Origin of the sequence: Bacillus sp. F56, assembly GCF_001748205.1 — a bacterium.
Lineage (GTDB): Bacteria > Bacillota > Bacilli > Bacillales > Bacillaceae > Bacillus > Bacillus stercoris.
In genome coordinates this window covers 138,728-156,356 of record NZ_BDFC01000008.1, presented here as the reverse complement: position 1 = coordinate 156,356, position 17,629 = coordinate 138,728, and the positions used below count along the sequence as shown (strand labels likewise).

At 46.1% G+C, this 17,629-nt stretch carries 15 protein-coding genes; 4 read left to right on the top strand and 11 right to left on the bottom strand.

What is annotated here, in order from left to right; translation table 11 throughout:
* Positions 1-43 precede the first annotated feature (43 nt).
* Together BFW96_RS14515 and BFW96_RS14510 are read right to left on the bottom strand one after the other, a co-directional pair.
* Positions 44-673: a LysE family translocator gene (locus BFW96_RS14515; protein ID WP_069839804.1), complete on the bottom strand. Its 630-nt coding sequence runs from the start codon at positions 671-673 to the stop codon at positions 44-46.
* Between the two features lie 73 nt (positions 674-746).
* Complete coding sequence (locus BFW96_RS14510) at positions 747-1,211, bottom strand: MarR family transcriptional regulator (RefSeq protein WP_014662695.1); 465 nt, start codon at positions 1,209-1,211, stop codon at positions 747-749.
* A gap of 112 nt (positions 1,212-1,323) precedes the next feature.
* Between BFW96_RS14510 and bmr3 the strand changes: the two genes are divergently transcribed.
* Positions 1,324-2,862 (top strand): multidrug efflux MFS transporter Bmr3, encoded by a 1,539-nt coding sequence (bmr3, locus tag BFW96_RS14505; RefSeq protein WP_069839803.1) that lies wholly within the window; start codon positions 1,324-1,326, stop codon positions 2,860-2,862.
* Positions 2,863-2,905: 43 nt separating this feature from the next.
* Here the strand turns inward: bmr3 and BFW96_RS14500 are convergent, their stop codons facing one another.
* The 5 genes from BFW96_RS14500 to BFW96_RS14475 form a co-directional block, all read right to left on the bottom strand.
* The gene (locus tag BFW96_RS14500) at positions 2,906-4,531 is read right to left on the bottom strand and encodes an L-lactate permease (protein ID WP_069839802.1); all 1,626 of its coding nucleotides are present in this window, start codon (positions 4,529-4,531) and stop codon (positions 2,906-2,908) included.
* Between the two features lie 31 nt (positions 4,532-4,562).
* Positions 4,563-5,528 (bottom strand): L-lactate dehydrogenase, encoded by a 966-nt coding sequence (locus BFW96_RS14495; protein WP_069839801.1) that lies wholly within the window; start codon positions 5,526-5,528, stop codon positions 4,563-4,565.
* A 175-nt stretch (positions 5,529-5,703) separates the two neighbouring features.
* Positions 5,704-7,683: an alpha-amylase gene (amyE, locus tag BFW96_RS14490; protein ID WP_069839800.1), complete on the bottom strand. Its 1,980-nt coding sequence runs from the start codon at positions 7,681-7,683 to the stop codon at positions 5,704-5,706.
* 235 nt (positions 7,684-7,918) lie between these two features.
* Complete coding sequence (locus BFW96_RS14485; RefSeq protein WP_069839799.1) at positions 7,919-8,410, bottom strand: DUF6773 family protein; 492 nt, start codon at positions 8,408-8,410, stop codon at positions 7,919-7,921.
* A 114-nt stretch (positions 8,411-8,524) separates the two neighbouring features.
* Positions 8,525-9,958, bottom strand: coding sequence for a YfcC family protein (locus BFW96_RS14475; protein ID WP_069839798.1), 1,434 nt, complete (start codon positions 9,956-9,958; stop codon positions 8,525-8,527).
* A 149-nt stretch (positions 9,959-10,107) separates the two neighbouring features.
* Between BFW96_RS14475 and BFW96_RS14470 the strand changes: the two genes are divergently transcribed.
* The gene (locus tag BFW96_RS14470; protein ID WP_069839797.1) at positions 10,108-11,259 is read left to right on the top strand and encodes a M20 peptidase aminoacylase family protein; all 1,152 of its coding nucleotides are present in this window, start codon (positions 10,108-10,110) and stop codon (positions 11,257-11,259) included.
* Positions 11,260-11,297: 38 nt separating this feature from the next.
* Here BFW96_RS14470 and opuAC read toward each other — a convergent pair whose 3' ends face one another.
* The 3 genes from opuAC to opuAA are packed head-to-tail and all read right to left on the bottom strand — an operon-like array spanning position 11,298 to position 14,285.
* Positions 11,298-12,179, bottom strand: a complete 882-nt coding sequence (gene opuAC, locus BFW96_RS14465; protein ID WP_069839796.1) for a glycine/proline betaine ABC transporter substrate-binding protein OpuAC — start codon at positions 12,177-12,179, stop codon at positions 11,298-11,300.
* A complete protein-coding gene (gene opuAB, locus BFW96_RS14460; RefSeq protein ID WP_069839795.1) occupies positions 12,179-13,027 on the bottom strand; it encodes a glycine/proline betaine ABC transporter permease subunit OpuAB in 849 nt (282 codons plus the stop codon). The genes opuAC and opuAB overlap by 1 nt, the downstream gene beginning before the upstream one ends.
* A gap of 1 nt (position 13,028) precedes the next feature.
* Complete coding sequence (gene opuAA, locus BFW96_RS14455) at positions 13,029-14,285, bottom strand: glycine/proline betaine ABC transporter ATP-binding protein OpuAA (protein ID WP_014662684.1); 1,257 nt, start codon at positions 14,283-14,285, stop codon at positions 13,029-13,031.
* 289 nt (positions 14,286-14,574) lie between these two features.
* Here opuAA and BFW96_RS14450 point away from each other — a divergent pair, with 289 nt between their 5' ends.
* Entirely contained in the window at positions 14,575-14,877 is a 303-nt protein-coding gene (locus BFW96_RS14450) for an ArsR/SmtB family transcription factor (RefSeq protein ID WP_010886398.1), read from the top strand.
* Positions 14,878-14,945: 68 nt separating this feature from the next.
* Positions 14,946-16,118, top strand: coding sequence for an MFS transporter (locus BFW96_RS14445; protein WP_069839794.1), 1,173 nt, complete (start codon positions 14,946-14,948; stop codon positions 16,116-16,118).
* A gap of 285 nt (positions 16,119-16,403) precedes the next feature.
* Here BFW96_RS14445 and niaP read toward each other — a convergent pair whose 3' ends face one another.
* A complete protein-coding gene (gene niaP, locus BFW96_RS14440) occupies positions 16,404-17,606 on the bottom strand; it encodes a niacin permease NiaP (RefSeq protein ID WP_014662681.1) in 1,203 nt (400 codons plus the stop codon).
* Between the last annotated feature and the right edge of the window lie 23 nt (positions 17,607-17,629).

The following is a 17,629-nucleotide window of genomic DNA, read 5'->3' as shown; positions in this document are numbered from 1 at the left end:
ACTATATTAAAACTGGAAGCGGCAGGTGACTGTCCTTTATGAATCAGCCCAATAACTGTTTGATGCCCTGATAACCAAAGTAAAGGCCAAACACGAGGAGTGATACACCGGCCATTCCGGTCAATCCTCTCAATAGCTTTTCATGAAGCAGGTTTCTGAATGTACTGGCTGTAATCGCCATGCAGAAATCCCAGATTAAAATGCCGATCATGATGCCGGAGCTATAGATCAGAAGCTGATTCATATTGTAGGCCTCTGCTGTTTTCGCAAGAATGCTTCCGTAAATTCCAAGCCAAAAAAGGATGCTCAATGGATTCGAGAGTGAAATGAGAAAACCTGAAGCGAACGTTTTCCGGAATGACGGCTTTCCCCGCGAGCTTCGCACATCCATCGGCTCTCTGACGTTTTTCAGCGTTTCAATTCCTGTATAGGTCAGCACAAAAAAGCCGAAGAGCCACAAAAACGTTTTCACAAATGGAGCGGTCAAAAACTGTGACAGCCCGAAATAGATAAAAAGCATGTACAGCCCATCCGCTGTCATGGCGCCTAAACCGAATATCCATGCATGCCAAAAACCGTTTTTAATTCCTTTGTCTATTTGCGCCGCGTTCACTGGCCCCACAGGCGCAGACAAGGACAGTCCCAGCACAATATAGCTCAAAAAAATGTTCACCGGCCCGTACTCCCTTCTCTTACGTAACTTGTACAATTTATTCGGGAACGGGCCAAGCTATGCACAATTTCACTTACTGTTTCAAACGTTGAAGCTCTTTCTCCATGATATCAGCGGCTTTGCCTACAAAACTGAAAATGAGTTCCAGTTCCTCTTCCGTATATTCGCAGCACAAATCCATCGTCGACTCAGACAGAGGACGGAACAAATCCTTTATATGTTTTTTCGAAGCAGTCAAAGGGACGATTACGACTCTCCTGCGATCGTTCGGGTCCTTTTCACGAGCCACATACCCCGCTTTTTCCAGCCGGTCAACAAGCGCCGTGACGGAACCCGTGCTAAGTCCGGTTTTTTTCCCCAGCTCTCCGGCCGTCATCGGTCCTGCTTCATTTAAAATGTCAGCTGATTTCAAATCGGTGGGAAACAGACCGAGAGCTTGAGCGGCTGCCTGATGAAACAGAACCGTTCTTGTGCCCAGTTTTCGAAAAAGCTGAACAGCAGTCTTTTCCAACTCACTTCTGGAATTTCTTGTTGACAACTGACAGTCCTCCCTATAAAATCGAGTTTATCTTGATAATCGAGATATTCAATAATCAAACTATTATCATGATATCAGAACTTACATAGAAAAGTAAGAGGAGGTAGAACAAATGGACACAACAACAGCAAAACAGGCTTCCACAAAATTTGTTGTTCTCGGTCTCCTGCTGGGCATCTTGATGTCGGCGATGGACAATACGATTGTTGCCACCGCGATGGGCAACATCGTAGCCGATCTTGGAAGCTTCGATAAATTTGCCTGGGTGACGGCATCCTATATGGTGGCGGTTATGGCTGGCATGCCGATTTACGGCAAGCTTTCTGATATGTACGGCCGAAAACGTTTTTTCCTGTTTGGACTCATTTTTTTCTTAATCGGTTCGGCTTTATGCGGAATTGCCCAGACGATGAATCAGCTGATCATCTACCGGGCCATTCAAGGAATCGGGGGCGGCGCGCTCCTGCCGATTGCCTTTACGATTATCTTTGATTTGTTTCCGCCGGAAAAACGCGGAAAAATGTCCGGCATGTTCGGCGCTGTATTCGGATTATCCAGTGTTCTTGGGCCGCTTTTAGGCGCAATCATTACAGATTCGATCAGCTGGCACTGGGTGTTTTACATCAATGTGCCGATCGGCGCATTGTCATTGTTTTTCATTATTCGCTATTACAAAGAATCTCTGGAGCCCAGAAAGCAGAAAATTGACTGGGGCGGCGCGATTACCTTAGTCGTATCCATTGTATGCCTGATGTTCGCCCTTGAGCTTGGCGGCAAAACATACGATTGGAATTCCATTCAGATCATCGGCCTGTTTATTGTATTCGCCGTTTTCTTCATCGCCTTTTTTATTGTGGAGAGAAAAGCGGAAGAGCCGATCATTTCTTTCTGGATGTTTAAAAACAGATTGTTTGCCACAGCACAGATTCTCGCTTTCCTATATGGCGGAACATTCATTATTTTAGCGGTATTTATTCCGATTTTCGTTCAGGCGGTCTACGGCAGCTCAGCGACAAGCGCGGGCTTCATTTTGACGCCAATGATGATTGGATCAGTCATCGGCAGCATGATCGGCGGGATCTTCCAAACGAAGGCAAGCTTCCGCAATTTGATGCTGATATCTGTTATAGCTTTCTTTATCGGCATGCTGCTTCTTTCCAATATGACGCCTGACACAGCACGGGTATGGCTGACAGTCTTTATGATGATTTCAGGCTTTGGCGTAGGCTTTAACTTCTCACTGCTGCCGGCGGCATCGATGAATGACCTCGAACCTCGCTTTCGGGGAACGGCAAACTCTACAAATTCGTTTTTGCGATCATTCGGCATGACCCTGGGCGTCACCATTTTCGGAACGGTGCAAACAAACGTATTTTCAAACAAGCTGAGTGACGCCTTCAGCGGCATGAAAGGTTCAGCGGGATCAGGCTCGGCGCAAAATATCGGCGACCCGCAGGAGATTTTCCAAGCGGGAACACGTTCCCAAATTCCTGACGCGATCCTGAATCGCATTATTGACGCAATGTCATCAAGTATCACGTATGTCTTTTTGCTCGCTTTGATTCCAATTGTCCTCGCGGCGATTACCATTTTGTTTATGGGAAAAGCCAGAGTGAAGACAACAGCCGAAATAACAAAGAAAGCAAATTAACATAAAAAAGCAGTACATGCTGGGCATGTACTGCTTTTTTCTATTACACTCCTAATCTTGCAAGAATAAACGTCCAAATACATATGCCCAATAACAGAATCAGGCTGTACGCCACTGTCCGTTTAAACAGTTTAGATTCCTTGCCTGTTTGGCCGACCGCTGCGGCAGCGATGGCGATAGATTGAGGAGAAACAAGTTTCGCCATGACCCCGCCCGCAGTATTTGCGGCCAACAGCAAGTCAGAACCCGCACCGATCTGCGCTCCGGTCACAACCTGCAAATGTCCGAACAAAGCGTTATTGCTGACAACAGAACCGGTAATGAACACGCCGATCCAGCCGAGAACAGGACTGACAAACGGGAACAGGTCTCCCGTTTTCGCCAGCGCTAATCCAATTGAAGAGCTGAGCCCTGCGAAGTTGGCCAGATTGGCAAACCCCATCACGAAGCAGATCGTGATAATCGGCACCCACAGCTCTTTTCCTGTCTCCTTCAAGGAAGCAAAGGCATCTCGAGAGGAGAAATGTTTGCTGAACAGTCCTGTCACGATGACTGCGGCTAAAATCGCTGTACCAGTCGCTGACAGCAAATCAACTTTCAAGACCGCATCTAACGGCATGGCAGATGGCGCAATCGGCGGCATTTTCATAATTTGCTGGTGCAGAAAAGGCATTTTGAACAGGAGCGTTGTTTGATATAACAGTCCGCCTTCTTGGAAAAGCGCTTTGAAGGCGGGAAGGCTCCAGATGGTGATCGCCGCAGTTAAAATGTAGAAAGGTGACCACGCTTTCGCAATGTCAGCGGCACGGTATGTCTTTTGCTCACCAGCATCGCCGGCTCCTTCCTCCCGGTAAATCTCTTTCGGCTGCCATTTGCGGAGGAAGAGGGCAAGCCCGCCCATGCTGAACAAGGCCGCCAAAATGTTGGCTAATTCCGGCCCGAGCACCGCCATTGTCAGTGTCTGAATCCCTGTATACCCACCGCTCACAACCAGAAGGGCAGGCCATGTCTGTTTGATTCCTTTCATTCGATCTAATAGGAATACAAGCAGAAACGGTATGAAAAATGAGATCATCGGCAGTGTCCACATCAATGTCCGTGACAGCTCAAGAGCAGACAAATCACCAATCTGCGCCCCTGTGATGACAGGAATCCCGATTGCCCCAAAGGCTCCGGAAGCTGCGTTTGCGATCAAGCAGAGCGCTGCCGCTTTTAACGGTTTAAAACCAAGTTCGACGAGCAGCGCCGCGCTGATCGCAATCGGAACACCAAAACCGGCCGCGCCTTCCAAAAACGCGTTAAAACAAAAACCAATTAATAATAGCTGTAATCGTTGGTCAGGCGAAATGCCGGCAATGCTGGACCGAATAATAGTAAATTTCCCGGTTTTCACTGCGATTTTATACAGCCACACCGCCATCAGGACGATGTAGCCAATGGGCCACAGCCCGCTCCCGATTCCTAGAAAAACAGAAGAAATCGCTTTTTCAACCGGCATGTGAAATGCCAAAACGGAGACGAAGAAACTGACGGCTAGAGTAAGAAACGCCGCAAGTATGCCTTTCATTTTCAAAACAGTTAAAGCCAAAAGAAAAAAGAGAATCGGAGTGAGCGCCACAAGTGCGCTCACATACTCGTTTCCAAACGGATCATACAACTGCTCCCACATTGACAATCAGCCCTTTACTCTAAAGTTGCGGTTAGTTGACTTTTTGTTCTGCAAAATGAGGCTTTAAAATGTTTTTAAGGACGCCGGCGCTGTGAAGGAACTGTTCTTTTTCTTTTTCATTTAAGTTCAGCTCAGTGATACCTGCGATCCCTCCGCGGTTCACGACAGCCGGAACGCCGATGTACACGTCATCTGCACCGTATTGCCCGTCCACATATGTGCTGACAGTTAATATGCTGTTTTCATTATGAAGAATCGCTTTTGTAATGCGGGCAAGACTCATCGCAACGCCATAATAAGTCGCGCCTTTTTTCTCAATGATATGGTAAGCTGCGTTTTTCACGTCATCTACAATTTGGTCCAGCTCCTCTTGTTTGTACGCATCGTTTTTCTCAACGAGTTCACTGACCGGCACACCGCCGACATTCGCGTGGCTCCAAACAGGAAGCTCAGTGTCGCCGTGCTCTCCGATAATATGCGCGTGCACGTTTTGAGGCGCTGCGCCAAAGTATTCGCTCAGCATGTAACGGAATCTCGCAGAATCTAGTGTTGTGCCGCTTCCGATCACCCGCTCTTTTGGCAGGCCGCTGAATTTCCATGTCGCGTAAGTCAGGATATCAACCGGATTTGTCGCGATTAAGAAAATGCCGTCAAATCCGCTCGCCATAACTTCACCGACAATGCCTTTGAAAATCTTTAAGTTCTTTTCTACTAATTCAAGGCGTGTCTCACCAGGTTTTTGGTTTGCTCCGGCGCAAATGCAGACAATATCAGCATCCTTGCAGTCTTCATATGTTCCGAAAGATGTTTTGACCGGTTGCGGCGCAAACGCCTTTCCGTGGTTTAAATCCATTACATCGCCCATTGCTTTTTCTTTATTTAGATCAATGACCACAAGCTCATCTGTGATCCCTTGGTTAATTAACGCAAATGCATAACTGCTTCCAACAAAACCCGCTCCGATTAAAGCTACTTTATTTACATGTTTGTTCATCATTAATCATCCTTCCAGGGTATGTTTCTCTTTGATGTCTTTTTATTTGTGAAGTATTTCACATTTATATTGTGCAATACTTCACAAACTTTTGCAAGAGAAAAGTTTTGTCTGATTTATGAACAAAAAAGAAACCATCTATGATGGTTTCTTTCACTATAACCCGTCAGCCTTGTTCTCAATAAGGAAGAGAACCGCTTAAGCCCGCGTCATTATATAAACCATTTTGCACGTAATCAAAGCCAGGCTGATTCTGGCCAGGCACTTGGGCACTGCCATTATTAAAAATCACTTTGGCGTTGGTTGTATCCGTATCCGCAGGCAGCGTCAGCGTGTAAATTCCGTCTGCATTTTTAGTCATTGGTTTTCCAGGCCAAGATCCGGTCAATTCAGTTGCCCCGCCCCCATCCTGTTTATAGATATAAGCATTTACCTGACTCCAATGATTCGGATTTTGATAGCCGATGGTTTTGGCCGAAGCTGGATCTCTTTTAACAAAACTGTACTCCTCGGTCCTCGTTACACCATCACTGTTCGTTCCTTTTAACATGATGGTGTATGTTTTGCCAAATGGATCTTCTTTTCCGATTGTGAATTGATCTCCATCTTTAAACGCTGTCTCTTGTCCATTATTGATTTGATAAACAGCTTTTGTTGTGTTCGCATCTGCACGCAGGGTAATCGTCAGTTGATCATTGAAAGAATGTGTTACGCCTGCTTTGTAATTCTCAAGGAAAACTTGAGGCGCATTTGCAATATCGTCAGGATAAAGCACAGCCACAGATCTGGCATTGATCGTGCCTGTCAGTTTACCGTCCCTGACTTGAAATGAACCGGTCCCGGCTTTATTATCATAGCTGCCATCAGGTAATTTCGTTGAAGCATTTATGCTGACAGAAGAGGAACCTGCATTTGCCAGCACAACACCTTTTGAGCCGCGCTGATTCATAAATATTTGATTGTTCCCATTCGGATTTGAGAGTTCCTCAGGCTGCCCGGCCATTTCATTGTGAAATTGATTGACCGCAGTGATCGCCTGATCTTTAAATAAGGCGCTCCCGCGATCTCCTATTTGACTTTTCCCTGGAAATCTTACACCATTTCCGCCGCCCTCAGGCCTGGAAAAGAAAAGAGGCGTGCTTCCTGAGCGCGAACCAATCACTGCCCAGCCTAAACGGATATCGTCATCACTCATCCATGTGGACTCTTCATCATCATTGGCATACGTATCATGTGACTCCACCCATGTCACTAACTTGTCCGCAGACACGTCAGATGCATAATGGGAGATATTCGACACACTCAGATTACGGTTCTTTAAAGCGGATCTGATGGAATGCCCATAGTTAGAAGCTGTCACATTCATATAATTCGCATAAGCAGTATCCCTGGAAGCACTATCCTGCAGGATTTCTCCGTATTGGAACTCCGCCGATGTATTTGTGATATTCGGCCAAAATTGGCTGCCGTAATTCCCATCATCCGGAAGCTCTATATGCTTGGCAGCATCATAGCGGAACCCGTCTGCTCCGTCATCCAATGCTCTTTCTAAGAAACGTTTCAGATAGGTTTGCACCTCAGTGTTCTGTGTATTCCAATCATACAGCCCTAGCAATGCATTTTGAGTGATGTCCCATCGGTCCGACCAATTTTTAATTTGTGTGTTTCCGTGTGTCCAGTTTGGAATACTCTTAATCTCATTAGAAATGGCGGCATAGTCACTGGTGGTATGATTGATGACCGCGTCAACTATGACTTTTACGCCATATTCTTCAGCAGCTGCACACATTTCTTTAAATTCTTGTTCAGTGCCTAAGTAGTGGTTGCCAATTTGGTACGATGTCGGCTGATAGAGCCAGTACCAGTTCGACATGCTTTTATTTCCTTGGTTCCCTTCCTTTACTTGGTTAATCGGAGACGTCTGAATGGCTGTATATCCTGCATCATGAATGTCCTTCATATTGTGTTTTAACGTATTGAATGACCAATTCCAAGCATGAAGAATGGTCCCACTTTCAATCGATGGCGCTGCCAGTTCATTTGATGTGTTCTGTGTTTCAGCATTTGCAGCCACCGGTCCTGCCAAAACCATATGAAACAGCAACAAAAATCCAGCGAATAACGGCAGTAAAGAGGTTTTGAATCGTTTTTTAAACATTTTTGACACTCCTTATTTGATTTTTGAAGACTGACTGCGGAGTCAAAAATTCCTCTTACTCTTTCTTCAGCTTCCTCCTTTCAACTGTTGTGAAGACTGGAGAAGAATTATGTTAACGCTTACATTTGAACTTATCACACCCTCTCTATCAAAGCAACGCGGCAGAGTGAATTCAAATCTATATTCCTATCAAATAAAAAGACTTTGCTCTTATAAACAAAAAAAGAAACCACCATCAAGATGATTTCTTCTTTGCTTCTTCTTTTACCGCTCTTCTGTAAGCCAACTTCACAATCACATATCGAAGCAAAAACAGAACGCCGCTACAGACGATAAAAAGAAGAATCATTTTCAGCCAAGCGAAGAATGTATGGGGAATCCCCCTGTCGTACATCGTAAGCACCACTACCGCAAAGGCGACCGCAATTGAATCTATTCGCTGCTGCTTTACCCGTTTTCGCAGTTCTTCTTCGGTGTCTATTCTCGGCATGAGCATTCCTGACGCTCCTGCCCTGATGCAGTAATATAAGATGATGAGGAACAAAAACACAAGGCTTGCAGCCCATTCTTTAAACGGAAATTCAAACATAATGCCGCGGATGATCACATCAAGGAGCGCAAACGATCCCGCTATCATCCCAATCTCCGACCAGATTTTTTGTTCTTTTTCTTTTACTCTCTTATTTTCCCCATTCACGCCTGAAAGTCTATTACGCAGATTATTCATGACCTTCCTCCCGCACTTTTACGAATGGCTATGGCTTACATGTTACAATAACAGCCTGCGCTTCTGCAATGAATAACTCAAAAGCCCGCCGTACAAGCCGGCGGGCAGCAATTGTTAAAACGGCCCCCAATTGATCATGACGCCGATCACAATAAAAACAAGCCCGATCAAGAACCAAATCAGAGCAAGCGGCACCATAAACCGCAGCCACTTGACGTACGGAATGCCGCTGGCGGCAAGTACCGCCATGAGAACACCGGATGTTGGATTGACACAGTTGACGACCCCTTCTCCAAGCATAACCGACTCCACCGCAACCTGTCTCGTGATTCCCATCAAATCAGCGAGCGGCGCCAGGATTGGAATAAATACAACGGCTTCGCCAGATCCTGAGGAGATGAGAAAATGAAGCAGCGCACTGGCGATATACATGCCGATTGCCCCGGCAATCGGACTGAAACCGTCCAACAGTGAAGCCAAAGCATTGACGACTGTATCGAGTAACTTTCCATTTTCAAGGATGACGGAAATGCTTCGTGCCATCCCGACAATCAGCGCCCCGTATACAAGGCTTTGACAGCCCGTAATGAAGGTTTTGGCAATATCGTTCGCCGCAAGTCCGCCTATTAAACCGGCAAGGACAGAAATAAAAATAAATGTCGCAGCCATTTGGGAATCCGACCAGCCAAGCTTCAAAGCGCCGTATAAAAATCCGACCAGCGAGAGTCCCGCTACGGCCAAAATCAGCTTATGGCGAACAGTAAATGACACTGACTGATCTTCTTCTTTACCGGCTTCGCCCATTCCTGCTCCAGGGAACCAATCTGTTCCTAACACACTGGCATCTTTTGATTTTTTTAGTTTTCTCGTATACAAATAGATATAAATAACAGAAGACAGCAAAAAGCAAATGTAAATCACAACTCGCAGGCCGATTCCTGAAAAAAGAGGGAGCTCCGCAATTGATTGTGATAAACCGAGCGGGGACGGTGATAGTATAGTGGAGTTAAATCCAGCGTAGCAGCCGATGTAAATGACAGCGGCTCCCGCGACGGCGTCCCATTTTAAGGATCGTGCCACAATGAGGCCGATGGGGATAAAACCGATAACTGAATTCACGACAATCCCGGTTGTTCCGAGAATGGAGAACAATGCGCCGACAATACAAATAAATAATAATTGCTTTGTGCGGAATTTGCTGATGACATTGTAAATCAGGCCATTGATGGCACCCGTTTTTTCTAGAATAGCAATGGTGCCGCCTGTGAATAGAATTAGAAAGATGATGGGTGCTGATTCAACCATTCCATCCTGTAGAGAAGTAAAAAAGCTGATCAAGCTGACCGGTGACTGTTCAATGGAATGATAGCTTCCCGGGACAGCAGTCGTGACATCCCCCTTTGTCACGCGGTCAAATTCACCTGCCGGCACAATATATGAAGCGATTGCGCAAATGAAAGCAATGATAAATAAGAGGACATAGGCGTCAGGCATTTTAAATGTCATTCGTTTTTTCTTAGGCTGTGTTTCGGCTGCTGGCATACTCATATTTCGATCCATCCCCTCTGTTTGAAAATATTAATTATTCTGAAAAGTCTCAATATGTGCTATATTATATACAGCCTATCTTCCTGTTTCAATATAAATAAAGTAAAGAAGGTAAAAATTCATTCTGATAGAAGGAGGTATTTCTTACCATGCAAAAGCTTTCAGAAGACATGAAACAAACCGTTATGGACATCTTCGAGCATCTGCACGCGAACCCTGAAGTCAGCTGGAAGGAATATGAGACGACTGCATTTCTCAAACAAAAGCTTGAGGAGTTAGGGTGCCGGACGCGCACGTTTTCAGACTGCACCGGAGTTGTCGGCGAAATCGGCTCAGGCTCACCTGTTGTAGCTGTGCGCGCTGATATTGACGCGCTATGGCAGGAGGTAAACGGCACATTTCGCGCCAACCATTCCTGCGGACACGATGCACATATGACAATGGCATTGGGCACATTAATGCTGCTGAGAAAACAACCTGAGCTTCCGAAGGGCACAATCCGTTTTATCTTTCAGCCGGCAGAAGAAAAAGGCGGCGGTGCCTTGAAAATGATAGAAGAAGGCGTACTTGATGATGTCGACTATTTGTATGGTGTTCACGTCCGCCCAATTCAGGAAACACAAAACGGCCGCTGCGCCCCGTCTATTCTGCACGGATCAAGCCAGCACATTGAGGGAACAATTACCGGAGAGGAAGCCCATGGCGCCCGCCCGCACCTCGGGAAAAACAGCATTGAAATTGCAGCATTTCTTGTACATAAGCTCGGGCTCATCCATATTGATCCGCAAATCCCGCATACCGTCAAAATGACAAAGCTTCAAGCCGGCGGAGAAAGCTCTAACATCATTCCGGGAAAAGCATCGTTCAGCCTTGATTTGCGCGCACAGACCAATGAAGCCATGGAGGCGTTAATTGCCGAAACAGAAAGAGCCTGTGAAGCGGCCGCCGCCGCATTCGGCGCAAAGATCGACCTGCAAAAAGAACACAGCCTTCCTGCAGCGACACAAAACAAAGAAGCTGAAGCGATCATGGCAGAAGCCATTACGGAAATCATCGGGGCTGAGCAGCTTGATGCCCCGCTTGTCACAACCGGCGGCGAGGATTTCCATTTTTACGCCGTGAAAGTGCCGAACCTCAAAACAACAATGCTTGGTCTCGGCTGCGGACTCCAGCCGGGACTCCATCATCCGCACATGACCTTTGACAGAAATGCAATGTTCAACGGCATTCACATTTTGGCGAACGCCGTGCTCAAAACATTTCAGAAAGCGGAATCGCTTGCTGCCGCTAACGCTTCTTAACGCAAAAAAAGCAGCCTGATCCCAGGCTGCTTTCTTCATTACTTCTTCAAATCTTCAATTGAGTTAACGTTTTTCATATATTGAGGAACAACAAGACCCATTTTCACGCCCGTCATACTCGTGCCAATATCGTCATATTTGCCTTTATATTTGGCGGCGTATGCTTTATGGGTATTCGGCAGCCATGCGGAAAGGGATGCATCCGCGCTTCCCGTCGCGATTGCAGTCCACATCGGACCGGCCTCTACCTGAGTAAGCGTCACCTCATAGCCTAAGTCTTCTAAGACTTTGCCGATCACGTTTGTGCTTGCAATTTCACTGTCCCACGCCACATAGGCAAGGTTGATTTTGTCCCCCTTGACCTTTTGAACGCCTTTTGTCCACTCCGCAATCTGATCTTTGTGATTCTTCACATACTCAGCTGCGACTTTGGCAGGTTTCTCGCCTTCTTCCACTTTGATCATCACTTCGCCCATATCGTCTTGCGTCCATTTAAACTGGCTCAGAAGCTTTGCGGCATTCGGCTGCTCTTTGCTGAAGCCTTTGCGTGTGATCGTATGGATTTCCTCCGCGCTGCCATAAGATTGTTTCGGATCATCGAGATATTTCAGCTTATATCTGGAGAACATCCAGTGCGGTGTCCATCCTGTAATGATAATCGGTTTCTTACGGTCGTATGACTTTTTAAGTGTTGCGGTCATCGCGGCACTTGACGCTGAAATCAATGTCCAGTCATTCAGGTCATAATCCTTCATCGCTTTGTCAGTCAGGGACATAATCCCTGAACCGGGGTCAATCCCGATGATGGTCTTATTCACCTGTTCTGCTGCGGTTGCATTTTCATCGTGTTGTGAACCGCAAGCCGCAAGTGAGAGCGCCAGCATGGCGGAAACGCCAATGCCGATGATTTTTTTAAGCATCAGGCATTCCCCCTGCTTTTCTTCTTCACTTTAATATTTTGAGTAATACGGTCCAGGGTAATGGCAACGATAACGATGGCGATACCGGCCTCTACTCCGACCCCGGTTTTCAGCTGTGTAACGGCGCTGTATACTTCAGAACCAAGTCCCGGCGCACCGACCATTGCGGCGATAACAACCATTGATAACGCAAGCATGATGCTTTGGTTGATTCCGGCCAGGATGGTTTTTGTCGCAAGCGGAAGCTGAACTTTAAACAAACGCTGAGCTGTTGTAGAACCGAACGCCTCAGTCGCCTCAATCAGATCCGCCGGCACTTGTTTAATACCGAGAACGGTCATGCGGATTGTCGGAGGCATCGCGAAAATAACTGATGCAACAACACCCGGCACAACACCGATGTTAAAGAAGAAAATCGCCGGCAATAGATATACGAAAGCAGGCATTGTCTGCATTAAATCAAGAATTGGCGTTACAATACGGCGTACCATTTCTTTCTGGGACGCCCAAATTCCGATCGGAACCCCGACCACAATCGAAATAATCACAGATGTCAAAACAAGCGCCAATGTCTGCAGCATTGGATCCCAATATCCTAAATAATCGATCAGGAGGAATCCAATCAATGTAAATAACGCAATTCCTCTTGTACTGATCCACCACGCAAGTGCGGCGAAAATAATCGTTAACAAAATAGATGGAATAAATCCAAGTCCGCTGACAATTCCATTTACAAAAGCGGCAAGTCCGTTTGCGATTCCGTCGAAGAATCCGCCAAACGTCAATGTAATCCAGTCAACAAAACGGTCAATGATATCTGCTAAAGGTATTCTAGGCAGTCTATCCATCTTACTTCACCTCCTGTGCAGAAGGATCTTGTGTTTGTTCGCCAGTGCCTTCAGCATTGATATACTCGTTATTGCCGGCAAGCGCGCCAATTAGTGCGCCTTTTACGACAATCCCTTTCATTCTTTGCTTCTCATCTACAACCGCAATTGGAATATTCGCGTCAGAAACAACGTCAAAAATCTCTGTCAAATACGTATCCTCTGGTACAGTCGTAAATTCTGTATTCAAGATATTTTGAAGTGACAAATCAGATTCAGCCGCTTTTTTCGCATCAGACGCATAGATAACACCTAACAATTTCTTTTGTTTATCCACTGCGTAAATTGAAGAAATTCCAAGGTTTTTCATCAATGTCAATGCCACGCGAGGCCCTTTATCAATCCGCACTGTTTCAGCGCGTTTCATAATATGGCCTGCTGTGAGGACTTTAGATAAATCAACATCCTCGACGAATTTCTCAACATATTCGTTAGATGGATTCATCAGGATTTCTTCAGGCGTGCCGATTTGAACGATGTTGCCGTCCTTCATCAGAACAATTCTGTCGCCGATCCGCAATGCTTCGTCCAAGTCGTGCGTAATAAAGATAATCGTTTTTCCGACATTATCGTGAAGATCAAGAAGTTCATCCTGCATATCTTTACGAATCAGTGGATCGAGCGCACTGAACGCTTCATCCATCAGAAGAATGTCCGGATCATTTGTCAACGCGCGGGCAAGGCCGACACGCTGCTGCATCCCGCCGGAAAGCTGGTCAGGATATTGGTGTTCAAATCCTTCAAGTCCGACGAGCTTTAAGGACTCAAGCGCTTTTTGCTGGCGCTCCTGTTTGTCTACACCTTGAAGCTCCAGTCCGTATTCTGTGTTTTCAAGTATCGTTCTGTGCGGAAACAGAGCGAACTTTTGGAAGACCATGCTGATTTTTTTCCGGCGGACTTCCCGGAGCTGGTCTTTAGACATATTTGTTATCATGTCACCATCAATGTAAATATTTCCGGCAGTCGGTTCAATAAGCCGGTTTAACATCCGTACTAAAGTTGATTTACCGCTCCCTGATAGACCCATGATGACAAATATCTCACCATCATATACTTCAAAATCTGCCTGATTAACCCCAACGGTTGAACCGGTTGCTTTCAGGATCTCTTTTTTTGTCTTTCCGTTGGCAAGCATTTGAACTGCCTTTTTTGTTTGTTTCCCAAAAATCTTGGAGACTTTCTCGACTTTTATCTTAATTGGTTTCTCATCTACACTCATATTTTCCCTCCATATTAAGCAATCCTAATAACCGTAACATTTATGTAACTTCCCACACAAACAGCATATTCTCTTTTATTCTGTACCATTTCATTATAAACATCCATGTGACCACATGATCTTATTTATGCTTCTAAATACTCTGTAATCCTCCTATATAATTGTATTTTACGGGTGATTTTTCTCCTATCTATAGGTGAAAACGCTTTTATTGGAATTGAATTCCTCCTGCCTATTATGACTTCCTGCTCCTTTACTGGAAAAATAAGTTGCTTTCCCAGCATCAATTATGTATTATAGTTTCATGACTATGAAACAATCAGATGATCAAATCAGAGCGCAAATTTTTAAAGCACTGTCTGATGAATCAAGGCTTGCTATTATTCGTACGCTTTATGTCAGCGGAAAAGAACTCAGCTGCGGTGAAGTAGGTGAAAAGTGCAATATTGTGAAAACCACGGCATCTTATCATTTTAAAACGCTGCGTGAAGCGGGATTGACGGCAACCCGAAAAGATTCGCGGACAAAATATGTCAGTCTCCGTGAAGACACATTTCAAACATACCTGCCTGGCTTTTTGGAAACCCTCTAACAAAGGGTTTTCTCTATACATATTTGTTTCATAGTTTCAAAGTTATAAAACTATAGGAGTGATAAAATTTGAATCGTATTTGGCTTTTCTTCAGTGTCATGTTTGTCATTGGCACAGATACCTTTTTGCTTTCTCCGCTTCTCCCGCTTTTACAGGAGCAGTTTCATGTCTCTACTGATTTGTCAGGCTGGATGGTCAGTGCTTATGCACTCGGTTATGCGCTCTTCGCTTTCATTGCGGGCCCAATCTCAGACCGTTTGAACAGGAAAACAGTCATGCTGTGGGGGCTTGCGGGCTTTATCGTATCCACGTTTTTATGCGGCATCGCTCCCTCTTTTGCCGCCATGTGCCTGTTCCGTTTTGCCGCAGGCGTTAGCGCTGCGTTTGTGACGCCTCAAATTTGGGCGTCCATCCCAATTATTGTTAAGCCTTCTCAGATCATAAAAAGCATGGGTATTGCGACAGCAGGATTGGCCGCTTCACAAATGCTCGGACTGCCGATCGGAGGGTTTTTCGCTTCCTTTACATGGCATACGCCATTTTTCGTTTTGTCAGCGTGCTCGATTATTCTTCTATTGATTCTGGCGGTGGTTATGCCTGATATCCGCCCTTCTGAACCATTGGCGCGCCCATCAATAATCAACCCATATCGGGAGCTGTTTTCACTGCCGAAAACATCGGTCATTCTGCTTGCCTATTTTCTCTTTCAAACCGGAAACTTCGCGTCGTTCAGCTTTCTCGGCACTTGGCTTTCCGCGGATTATCATTTAACCGTGTCACAAATTGGGGCAGCTATGCTTGTTCTCGGACTGGGAAATATGCTCGGAAGCCTTATCGGCAGCCGGATTTCAGCAAAGCTGGGCATGTTTAAGACATTGATCGGCGGGATGCTGCTGATGGGCGTTCTCTATTTCGCTCTTCCTTTCTTTCCTAACTTATTTTTAGTCGAAACGAGCTTTTTTCTCACGTTCTTTACAGCTGGCATTATCTTTCCGTTAATGATGGGTGTCTCTCAATCCATTTCACCAAACGCGCGAGGAACCATCGCTTCCCTTTCCAATGCCGCTATGTATGCAGGAACCACTGTCGGCACAGGTATTGCAGGTTTTTTATATCAAAGCACACAGCACTTCGGAGCTGTCACAGGATTTACTGCCATTCTGTTCATACTTTCTATGACGCTCTACCAGACAATCAATAAAACCGGGAAACGCCAATCCGCAGCCCGGGCGCAAATGTAAAAAAGCACCTCTTTCAAGAGGTGCCTCAGATTGTTGACAAAATCCTAAAATGGTTTTCATTTTAGGATTTTGTCATCTTTTCAGCGTGATTGAAAACCCTTGAAGTCTAGGAAGGACGAGCATAGGAGCGGACATTCACAGGATGTGATGACGACGGCGTTTAGGCAGGACGCCTGAGAATTTAGCCGTTGATCCACTTCGCATTGAGCACCGAAGCGCAGTCCTGACAACGAATGCGAGGGTTTGTCGACACGCTGAAAGCACCTCATTCAAGAGGTGCTTTTCCTATTCCAGCTCAGTTTGTTTCGTCTCTTTCCCCATAATCAAAATACAAGCAACCGCGAGTAAGATGGCAATGCAAAAGATTGAAAAGATGACCGAAAACGAAATATGACGGGCTGCGAGCGTTCCGACGAGCAAAGGCCCGAAGATGCCGCCGATTCTGCCAAACGCCGCCGTCGTTCCTGAACCTGTTGCGCGAATCGCAGTCGGATATTGCTCCGGGGTGTACGCATACAGCACGCCCCACGCACCGAGATTGAAAAACGATAACAGCATTCCAGCCGTAAGCAGAAGGCCTAAGGAATCAGCCGTTCCAAAGAAATAGGCGCTTCCTGCTGTCCCAATCAGGTAAATGACAAGTATCCACTTCCGGCCCGCTTTTTCAATCAGCCATGCGGCAGAGAAATAGCCCGGTAGCTGAGCAAGCGTCATCAGCAGGACATATTCAAAGCTTTGAATCATGCTGAAGCCTTTCAGCAGCATGACACTCGGAAGCCATAAGAACATGCCGTAATAAGAAAACACCACACAGAACCAAACGATCGACAGCATTACGGTCGGCCGTATATACTGTCTTGCCCAGACGCTTTTTACATTCTCCCACACAGATTTCTTTTTGGCAGAAAGCGATTCATATTTTGGTGAATCAGGCAGACTCGTCCGCAGGTATAACGCATAAAAAGCAGTCAGTGCGGTTAACAGCAGGGCAGCCTGCCAGCCGAAGCTTGGTATCACAAAGTAAGAAATCAAGGCCGCTGCGAGCCAGCCCACAGCCCAAAAGCTCTCCAGAAGCACAATCACTCTGCCCCGCTTTTCAGGCACAACCGCTTCCGAAACGAGTGTCGAAGCGACTGGAAGCTCTCCGCCAAGTCCCATGCCGATCACGAAACGAAGGATTAGAAATGCCGATAAGCTCGTCACAAAAGCGGAAATGCCGCTTCCGATGGAAAAGCATAGAAGGGTGATAATAAATACTTTTTTTCGGCCGATTCGATCAGCCAGCAGACCAAACAAAAACGCTCCCGCAGCCATGCCGATGGAATTGACGCTTCCAATCCATTTCATTTCCTCGGGCGACAGATTCCACTCTACATGGAGCGCGGCGATAATAAACGATAATATTCCGACATCCATTGCATCAAACAGCCACCCCAAACCGGCGACGCCCAGCAGTTTACGCTGGGATATAGGCTGTTGTTTTCCCATTGCCAACACCTCTGATATGCAAA